Annotated in this window: 2 protein-coding genes; one reads left to right on the forward strand and one right to left on the reverse strand. The window is 63.7% G+C overall.

The window, feature by feature from the left end; translation table 11 throughout:
• A partial coding sequence (locus DFP89_RS19975; RefSeq protein ID WP_023878051.1) for a GTP-binding protein occupies window positions 1-95 on the reverse strand: 95 nt, incomplete at its 3' end.
• Window positions 96-325: 230 nt separating this feature from the next.
• On the opposite strand from DFP89_RS19975, the gene DFP89_RS19980 reads away from it, so the two are divergent.
• The gene (locus tag DFP89_RS19980; RefSeq protein ID WP_114351042.1) at window positions 326-1213 is read left to right on the forward strand and encodes a tellurite resistance TerB family protein; all 888 of its coding nucleotides are present in this window, start codon (window positions 326-328) and stop codon (window positions 1211-1213) included.
• Window positions 1214-1533: the final 320 nt, after the last annotated feature.

Raw genomic sequence — 1533 nt, forward strand, 5'->3', positions numbered from 1 at the left:
ATCGCAGCCGTCAGCGTCGTCTTGCCGTGGTCAACGTGACCAATCGTCCCGATGTTGACGTGCGGTTTCGTACGTTCAAACTTTGCCTTTGCCATCATGGCCTCCTATCGAGGGGGCCAGCCCGCGCGTCAGCCCCCGAGTAACATCCGCCGCGACTTATAGGCCCGGCCGGGAAAAATCAAGGGCAGCCGGGCCGTTCCGAGGCCAGATCTGGCCCAGTTCCGGCCCAGCCCGGCAAGGCGGGAACCGAACCGCGCGAAAGGCGTTTGAATCCGGTAACAAGGCCGCCCGGAAGGCGGCCAATAAATGCCTGTGGAGGATCGTGATGAGTCTGATGAAATCCCTTGCCCGTGTTGCGGCGGGCGTGATGCTGGCCAAGGGTATCGGCGCCGTGATGAAGAATGCGCAGAACCGTCAGAGGCAGGGCGGATCGCGTCCTTCCTCGGACGGACGGTCCTCGGGCGGGTTGCTTGACGATCTTCTGGGCAGCAATACCGGCGGCGGCGGCAATCGCAATACCGGCTCGGGCGGGCTCGCCGACATGCTGGGTCAGGTGCTGGGCGGCCGCAGCGGCGGCGCCGGATCAGGCTCGGCCTATGGCGGGGCGAATTCGCCGCGTCGCGGACAGGCGCAGGGCGGGCTGGGCGGCATTCTGGACCAGCTTTCGACCGGCGCGGCCGCAGGCGGTCTGGGCGGCCTTCTGGGCGGCATCCTTGGCGGGGGCGGCACTCAGCAGCCATCGCCGCAGGAAAAGCTGGTGCAAAGGGGGTCGCAACCCACGAATGACGCCAGCTTTGGCGAGCTCTTCAACGATGCCATCGCCAAGGGCGATGAGCCCGAGATCGCCCCCACCCCGGAACAGAACGCGCTGGCCGGGCTGATGCTCAAGGCGATGATCCAGGCCGCCAAGTCGGATGGCGAGATCGACGAGAAGGAAAAAGCCAAGCTCATGTCCGAATTCGGCGATCTGGACGAGGACGAGCGCGCCTTTATCCGCGACCAGATGTCCGCGCCCGTCGATGCCGCAGCGCTGGCGCGCGAGGTGCCCGAGGGCTACGGCCCGCAGATCTATCTGATGTCGCTGATGGCCATCGAATTCGACAACCGCAAGGAGGCCGAATACCTGCATGCGCTGGCCGAAAACCTCGGTCTGGACAAGGCGACGGTGAACGGCATCCACGACAAGGTCGGCGTGATCAACCTTTACGCCTGAGCGCGATCACACGACAGGACAAGGCCGGGGCGCTAACCCCGGCCTTTTTCATATGCGCGGGGCTTTGCAGCGCGGCGAACATGGTTTATGTTCCATATTTGTTCCAGCCGCGATCTCCAAGCGGTGGCAGTCAGGAGGCGGGGCCCGGATGGACCGGCATGAGGATCAGGACGGCGCGCTCCGCAAGATCATCCATGTCGACATGGACGCCTATTACGCCTCGGTTGTTGATTGCCACTGAGATTTGACCCGGCATTGTCACCGAGAACTGACCCACCCAGTGGTTATGTTCTGCGTGTTATGATGGCGTCAATGCTAGT

The organism is Paracoccus lutimaris, from assembly GCF_003337565.1.
GTDB lineage: Bacteria > Pseudomonadota > Alphaproteobacteria > Rhodobacterales > Rhodobacteraceae > Paracoccus > Paracoccus lutimaris.